This window comes from Lacticaseibacillus boliensis (genome assembly GCF_054784775.1).
Genome location: NZ_BAAIHN010000061.1, coordinates 1 through 6,551 on the forward strand (window position 1 = coordinate 1; position 6,551 = coordinate 6,551).

A 6,551-nucleotide genomic window follows, 5' to 3' on the forward strand; every position below is an offset into this window, starting at 1 on the left:
CGTGATGGTTTTCGTCGACTCAACCTTAGCATATAGGCGCACCCAATGGGTGAAACACCAAAGCAGCGCAGTCCCGTGTGAATCATGGGATTGCGCTGCTTTTTTGAAATTCTATGAATAATCCAGGATAACGCAAACACCTCCGCACAACGGTTCCATTGAACCGTCATGCAGAGGTGTCTGTGATGATCAGCGTTCTAGCACAAATTCGAACCGATCGGCAACATACTGCGTGCGCACATATTCAAACGGGCGGCCGTCTTGTAAAAATGAGATCTGCCGCAACCGCAAGATCGCTGACCCACGCTTGACCTCGAGATATTCAGCAATCCGTTCTGAAGCCAGCATCGCACTCACGGTTTGCTGCGCACCACCGAGTACATACCCGCCTTTGGCTTCCAAGGTGTGATACAGCGACTTGGTCACTTCGGACTTGGAAAATGCTTTGATCAGATCGTAAGGCACCGTTGCCACTTCAAAACTGATCGGGACGGCATCTCCATAGCGGATGCGCTCCATCCGCAACACCTGAGCGCCATCACCTAAATGCAACTTTTCGCTTTCAGACAACGACGGCTTGGCAATATGATACGAAATTGTTTTGCTGGAAGGCTTTTTGCCTTGTGCGATCATAACATCGGTAAAACTCGTGACGCCGGAGACTTTTTCTTGGACCTTCTGGTTGGCCACAAACGTGCCTGCACCGATTCGGCGTTCCAAAATGCCTTCATCGACCAAGGTCTGAATCGCCTGCCGCAACGTCATCCGAGAGACGTTGAACGTTGCTGCCAATTCGCGCTCACTAGGAATACGATCCCCAATCTGCCATTTATTTGCTTCGATATCTTGCCGGATCTTATTATGAATTTGAATATAAATTGGAGATTCCACTTGGCTCGTTCCTTCCATAAATAGTGTCTGTCGTCATCAGATATGGTATAGACCAAAAATGCAAGTCACGACACCAACGCATTATTGCTCTTCTTGGTCTTTGGCGATCGTGGCATCGACTCCGGCAACGACTGACGGCATGAAACCGGCCGCTTCCATCGCCAACAGGCCGGCCACCGTGGTGCCACCAGGGCTGGAAACCTTATCAACGAGGTCAAACGGGCTCTCTGCACTTTGGAGTACCATCGCGCCGCTACCAAGCACTGCCTGCGCCGCAATCTTGTCGGCCTGCTTCTTGGTCAAGCCGTGCTTGACGCCGGCCCGGGCCAAGGCATCGATGAACATATAGACAAAAGCCGGACTGGACCCGGCCAGCGCAACAAAAGTGGAAAAATGCTTCTCAGCCAGCTCGATTGTTTCACCGAGCTGATCAAACAACGCGACGACTTTCGGCAAGATGGCCGCGGCCGCAGGATTAGCGGCATAAGCAGTCATGCCAGCGTTGATGGCGACATTCAGGTTGGGCATGATCCGTACCAGCGGGTAGTTCTTAGTGCCCAGATAGCCTTCGATCTGTAACAACGACACGCCTGATAACAGCGACAACAGCGGTGTCGTCTTCGCCTGTAAGGCTGGCAAGATCTCGCTGATCACGTCACTTGCCATCACCGGCTTGACCGCCAACACGACGATGTCTGCAGCGGCGATCACCGCCGGGTTATCGGCCACGGTTTGGACCCCTACTTTGGCCGCATAGGCTTCGTAGTTTGCGGGATGCCCGCCATGAATGATGATATCATCAGCTTTGACGGCCTTCGCCTTCAACAAGCCGTCGATAATGCCTTGCGCCATGTTGCCCGCACCAATAAATCCCAGTTTCATATTTTTCTCCTTTTGTTGCGCTTTCTTTTTAGACTAGCGAATGCGCCTGAGTGTGTCAATGCTTATTCCCTGATTGGGCTAAACCGGCGACGCCAGGTTGCTCGCGCGTTAGCCGGAATCCGAACCGATTGGCCTGGCCCAGTGAAAAAAATTGCTTGCAACGATCGCAATTTTTTTGTATATTAATATTCGTTGATTACATGGAGGATTAGCGAAGAGGCTAAACGCGACGGACTGTAAATCCGTTCCTTCGGGTTCCTAGGTTCGAATCCTAGATCCTCCATTGATTGGGGTATAGCCAAGTGGTAAGGCAACGGACTTTGACTCCGTCATGCGCTGGTTCGAATCCAGCTACCCCAAGCTTCGAGGCCTAGCCTCCAAAAAGCGCCTCTGTTCCGATTCATTATTGAATCACGGAACAGAGGCGCTTTTTTTGCGGTGCTTGCAATTGGTTACACATCCAGCCACACCAGCGTGTTGACCCATTCAGAGAACCAATCGTCGCCGGTCCACTCGTTCAAGCGGCGCAGGCCATAACCCATCGGCTGATGATAATAAGTCGTGTGGTTGAACGTGCGCGGCGCGTGGCGGGTGTGCAGATGGCCAAACACCACTGCCGCGACGTTATAGCGCTCCAACAAGGCCCCTAAGCGACTGGAGCCCATCATCGCCGTTGCCATCTGCCAGCGCGGGCGGTCTGGCAGATACAACATGAAATCCGCTCGCGGCACAAAATGGGTGACATAGATCACCCGCCGAGATCCAGCTTGTTCAAGCGCAGCTTCTGTCGTTTGCAACACGCGCGCCATGCGCGCTTCATCGCTGACGGGCTGATCGATCGCAGAATCGAGCCAGTACGCCCGCTTCCACTGGGCAAAGTCCGCCCCTGACTGGCGCAATGCCGCCGGCGCCAGCGAATAATCATACCAGCCGTTGTTGCCGATGATGACGGTGTCGCTTCCTGGTAGTTGCAGGGTGCGCTCGTGCAGATACCGCAGATCTGCCGCACCTTGAGCCTGCGCATAACTGATATGCTTGATCAAATCATGGTTGCCGGCTAAAAAGCGCACCGGCATGTCGCCAACGACTTGTTGGAGCTGCGCATAAAAAGCCTGCGTCTTGGCAAAATCATTAAAACTATCGCCGGCATTCACGTACGCCGCCGCGTGTTGTGCCGTCAAATACGCGCCAATACGCTGAATTGCCTCATCGGGCGCGATCTTGTTCACGTCAAAATGATCATCAACTGAAACTGCAATTTTTGGCATCTCACTACCTACTCTCTGTGGCAAACGAATTACGCGCATTGTACCATTCCCATACAAAAAAGCCACCCTGAGGTGACTTCATTGCGATCAGTTGACGCCTTGCATCAGTTTTTCGATCCGTGGCACCATGAACGCGAGAACCACCGCGAACACGATCGCTGCGATCCCAACACCGGCAAAGTAGACGATTTCCGTTTCCGGTGAATAGAGCTTGACGATCTGCGCGTTGATCGCTTGCGCGGCAGCATCCGCCAAGAACCACATACTCATCATCTGGCTGGAAAAGGCCTTAGGGGCCAGCTTGGTTGTGACCGACAAACCGACAGGCGAGATCAGCATTTCGGCGATTTCAACAATTGCCCATGATAAGACCAACCACAGCGGGGAGACGCGGGTGTCTGCCCCGAACATCGCCACAGGAATCACCATCACGAGATACGAGATCCCAGCGAAGACCAACCCGAGGCTGAACTTCTTTGGTGAGCTCGGCTGACGCTTGCCTAGATGCACCCATAACCAAGCAAACACAGGCCCGTACAACAGAATGAACAGCGGGTTGAGCAGCTGGAAATTCCCTGGCAAAATGTTCCAAGAGCCGATATGTAACTTGGTTTGATCAGCCGCAAACACCGCCAAGACGACTGAGCCTTGTTCTTCGATCGCCCAGAAAATCACGGCAGCGACAAACAAAGGAATGTAGGCCCACACGCGTGAACGTTCCGTCTTGGTAACCTTTTTACTACGTAACATGATAATGAAGTAGCAGATCGGCACGGCGATGGCAAAAATCGTGATCAACGTGATGACATTGTTGATCGAGAAGTTGCCGGTCATGCCCATGATGACCAAGATCACGATGACCGCAACGATCCCAGCAAAAACCTTCAGCAACAAGGGGCGCAGTTCTTTGCCGGAGATTGGGTCTGGGGCGATGTTATCGATCGGATTGATCGTCTTGCGCCCTGCGATCACATAATAGATCAGGCCAATGAACATCCCGATAGCCGCAAATGAGAAGCCGACATGGAAGTTGAACTTGGCTTGTCCCCAAGGCACGATGATCGGTGCCAACAAGGACCCCAAGTTGATCCCCATGACAAAGATACTGAAACCAGAATCACGCCGGGCGTCGGTTTCGGAATACAGCGAACCAACCATCTCGGAGACATTAGGCTTCAACAACCCGGTCCCGATGACGATCAAGGCAATCGACGCGAACAAGGCACTAGCGCCCATTGGCAGCGACAGCACAATGTGCCCACACATGATCAACACGCCGCCCCAGAAGACGGTTTTCCGGCTACCTAGCAACCGATCGGAGATGAAGCCCCCGATCGTCGAGCTGAGATAAACCAAGGAGCCATAAATCGACATGATCGATAAAGCGGTCGGCTTGTCAAAGCCTAACCCGCCTTTGGAAACCGCGTAGTACATATAGTAGATCAGGATCGCGCGCATGCCATAATAGCTGAACCGTTCCCAGAACTCTGTCATTGACAGTGTCAACAGTCCCTGCGGATGACCGAGAAACGAGCGATCATTTTCTTTTCTGTCCAATGCAAAAACATCCTCTCACTAGGAATTTGTAACCAAACCTAGTGACATTCACTGCTACTTCCCTCAAAATAGCATGGAATCATTTTTCTATTATACGCCGAATTGAATTTGATTACAAACCATCCGTTTTTTCTCAGTTAAGGCGGTACAATCTCATTATCGTGCTAATTCTTTCGACGAGTGTTTGTCTGACGAACACACGGCGGTTTTGAATGAGAATCACATGAGCACAGGTTATCGGCAATGGTTGCCACGCAAAAAGGCGGCGGATCTCGTGAGATCTACCGCCTTTGCGCAAGCATTAGTTTGTCGAGCTTGTCGTCGTTGTTCGGTTTGCCATGCGCTGACTATAAGTGGTAAGCGACAGAGGCATGTTGCCATTGAAATATGTTTTGGCGATGTTGCTGGTTTGGGTCATGAACGTCTTGGCATCTGCGTTATAAGCCTTTTGGTCAGTCCCATTGATCGCCGTCAGCATCGTTGTAGCCGCCGTTGCCAGTTGCTGGATGGCCTTGGTCGCTGCCGGTTGGCTAGTGTTGCTGGCAAGTTGTAATTTGACCTGTTCTACCGTGTGGATGCCAGCGTCAGCAGCTTGTTTGATCTTGGCTGGCGGCTGCGAATACGAGGCCAGGTTCAGCGGCTTCACGACCGCGTCAACGATGGTGGTATAGCGTTTTTGGAGCTGGGTCGTGGTATACTGCTTACTAGTGATGACTGTTTTCGCCTTCGAACTACTGGAAGCGGCAGTCGCGTCGTGTTGCTTGCAACCTGCGAGTAGCATGGCAAGTGTGAGGACAGGTATCAACCAGACTTTTCGTTTCATTGTCTTCCTCCCGTATGAATATGCGTATTATATCACATCCAATGATTGGAGTTGTTTGCATTGGCCACATGGCATCTGATGTTTCAAAAACCCGCCTTCGCGTCTACTCAAGTTCAACACGTTGTCACCGCGTTAAAGGCAACCGGTGATTTTGGTGGTTTTCCGCTAAAACACGTCGCCTTCGTGCGCGACACCAATGACCTGGCGTATGTCGACCTCGAATTTACCGTGACGAATGCGATCACCCAGCACGTCTTCGCCGACATGGCGAAATACCTGATGGTGCTCGCCGCAGGGCTCGAGCACGCCCCCATGCCGCTTTACTTTGCAATCATGCAACACAGTCTAGACGAGCTGAGCATCAGCTATCACATCTATGACAGCCACAACGTCGACATCTTTTATTGGCAGGCGCCACCCATTATTGCGGCCCCTGATGAACCAGATGGCAAACTCCATTTTCGCTAACACATATTGGGCTTAACCTTGCGAAGAAGCGCCTTGATACGCAAATCTCGATCTTAGGATTTGCGTATCAAGGCGCTTTTGTGCGCATGCATCGCTCCAGAGCTATCGCATTTATTTCCTGAGCGCGACTTGTATCTGGGTCTCATCATTTGCAACGAAAAAAGCTTACCAATCTGGCAAGCTTTTTAGGACGATTCATTTTTTCGTCTGCTGATGCCGTCTACTGGATTCGAACCAGCGACCCCTTCATTACGAATGAAGTGCTCTGCCAACTGAGCTAAGACGGCATGTCGTAATCAACAACAAAGGTAATTATACAGGAGGCAACAAGCGCTGTAAACCCCTTTTTAACGGGATTTTTAGCCGATTTTTGCCAAAAAAAAGACCAGTCAACGACTGGTCTTTTTCATTCAGCGTGGCGGCTTCCTAACCTCGCAGGCAGTCACCCACCAACTACTCTCGGCGTAGAGAAGCTTAACTTCTGTGTTCGGCATGGGAACAGGTGTATCCTTCTCGCCATCGCCACCACACTGTATTTTAGAAGGTTTGCACCCTCAAAACTGGACATCATTGTTTGTTTTTGTTGCCGTGAACCGTATTTGCTCACTAGCGCTTACGCGCTTTGGTTAAGTCCTCGACCGATTAGTACTGGTCCGCTCCAA

6 protein-coding genes, 3 tRNA genes and 1 rRNA gene are annotated in these 6,551 nt (G+C 51.5%); 3 read left to right on the forward strand and 7 right to left on the reverse strand.

Features of this window, described 5'->3' with window-relative positions; translation table 11 throughout:
• Positions 1 to 189: 189 nt before the first annotated feature.
• Together ACYVRB_RS13875 and proC are read right to left on the reverse strand one after the other, a co-directional pair.
• Positions 190 to 891 (reverse strand): GntR family transcriptional regulator, encoded by a 702-nt coding sequence (locus tag ACYVRB_RS13875; RefSeq protein WP_461216022.1) that lies wholly within the window; start codon positions 889 to 891, stop codon positions 190 to 192.
• A gap of 81 nt (positions 892 to 972) precedes the next feature.
• Positions 973 to 1,773: a pyrroline-5-carboxylate reductase gene (gene proC / locus ACYVRB_RS13880; RefSeq protein WP_461216024.1), complete on the reverse strand. Its 801-nt coding sequence runs from the start codon at positions 1,771 to 1,773 to the stop codon at positions 973 to 975.
• 202 nt (positions 1,774 to 1,975) lie between these two features.
• On the opposite strand from proC, the gene ACYVRB_RS13885 reads away from it, so the two are divergent.
• Positions 1,976 to 2,056: transfer RNA gene (locus ACYVRB_RS13885), tRNA-Tyr, on the forward strand.
• Positions 2,057 to 2,061: 5 nt separating this feature from the next.
• Positions 2,062 to 2,133: transfer RNA gene (locus ACYVRB_RS13890), tRNA-Gln, on the forward strand.
• A 92-nt stretch (positions 2,134 to 2,225) separates the two neighbouring features.
• On the opposite strand, the gene ACYVRB_RS13895 is transcribed toward ACYVRB_RS13890, so the two are convergent.
• The 3 genes from ACYVRB_RS13895 to ACYVRB_RS13905 form a co-directional block, all read right to left on the reverse strand.
• A complete protein-coding gene (locus ACYVRB_RS13895; RefSeq protein ID WP_461216025.1) occupies positions 2,226 to 3,041 on the reverse strand; it encodes a metallophosphoesterase in 816 nt (271 codons plus the stop codon).
• Between the two features lie 87 nt (positions 3,042 to 3,128).
• Positions 3,129 to 4,535, reverse strand: coding sequence for a peptide MFS transporter (locus tag ACYVRB_RS13900; protein WP_461216028.1), 1,407 nt, complete (start codon positions 4,533 to 4,535; stop codon positions 3,129 to 3,131).
• Positions 4,536 to 4,899: 364 nt separating this feature from the next.
• Positions 4,900 to 5,421, reverse strand: a complete 522-nt coding sequence (locus ACYVRB_RS13905) for a hypothetical protein (protein WP_461216026.1) — start codon at positions 5,419 to 5,421, stop codon at positions 4,900 to 4,902.
• 60 nt (positions 5,422 to 5,481) lie between these two features.
• Between ACYVRB_RS13905 and ACYVRB_RS13910 the strand changes: the two genes are divergently transcribed.
• Positions 5,482 to 5,889 carry a hypothetical protein gene (locus ACYVRB_RS13910; RefSeq protein WP_461216027.1) on the forward strand — a complete coding sequence of 136 codons (408 nt, stop codon included), beginning with the start codon at positions 5,482 to 5,484 and terminating at the stop codon, positions 5,887 to 5,889.
• A gap of 214 nt (positions 5,890 to 6,103) precedes the next feature.
• Here ACYVRB_RS13910 and ACYVRB_RS13915 read toward each other — a convergent pair.
• Positions 6,104 to 6,176, reverse strand: a tRNA-Thr gene (locus ACYVRB_RS13915).
• 126 nt (positions 6,177 to 6,302) lie between these two features.
• Positions 6,303 to 6,419, reverse strand: a 5S ribosomal RNA gene (gene rrf / locus ACYVRB_RS13920).
• Positions 6,420 to 6,551 lie beyond the last annotated feature (132 nt).

What these genes read in the sequence shown, in the direction of transcription:
- proC (WP_461216024.1), bottom strand. Translation starts at nt 1,773, where the DNA reads ATGAAACTGGGATTTATTGGTGCGGGCAACATGGCGCAAGGCATTATC.
- ACYVRB_RS13895 (WP_461216025.1), bottom strand. Translation starts at nt 3,041, where the DNA reads ATGCCAAAAATTGCAGTTTCAGTTGATGATCATTTTGACGTGAACAAG.
- ACYVRB_RS13900 (WP_461216028.1), bottom strand. Translation starts at nt 4,535, where the DNA reads ATGACAGAGTTCTGGGAACGGTTCAGCTATTATGGCATGCGCGCGATC.
- ACYVRB_RS13905 (WP_461216026.1), bottom strand. Translation starts at nt 5,421, where the DNA reads ATGAAACGAAAAGTCTGGTTGATACCTGTCCTCACACTTGCCATGCTA.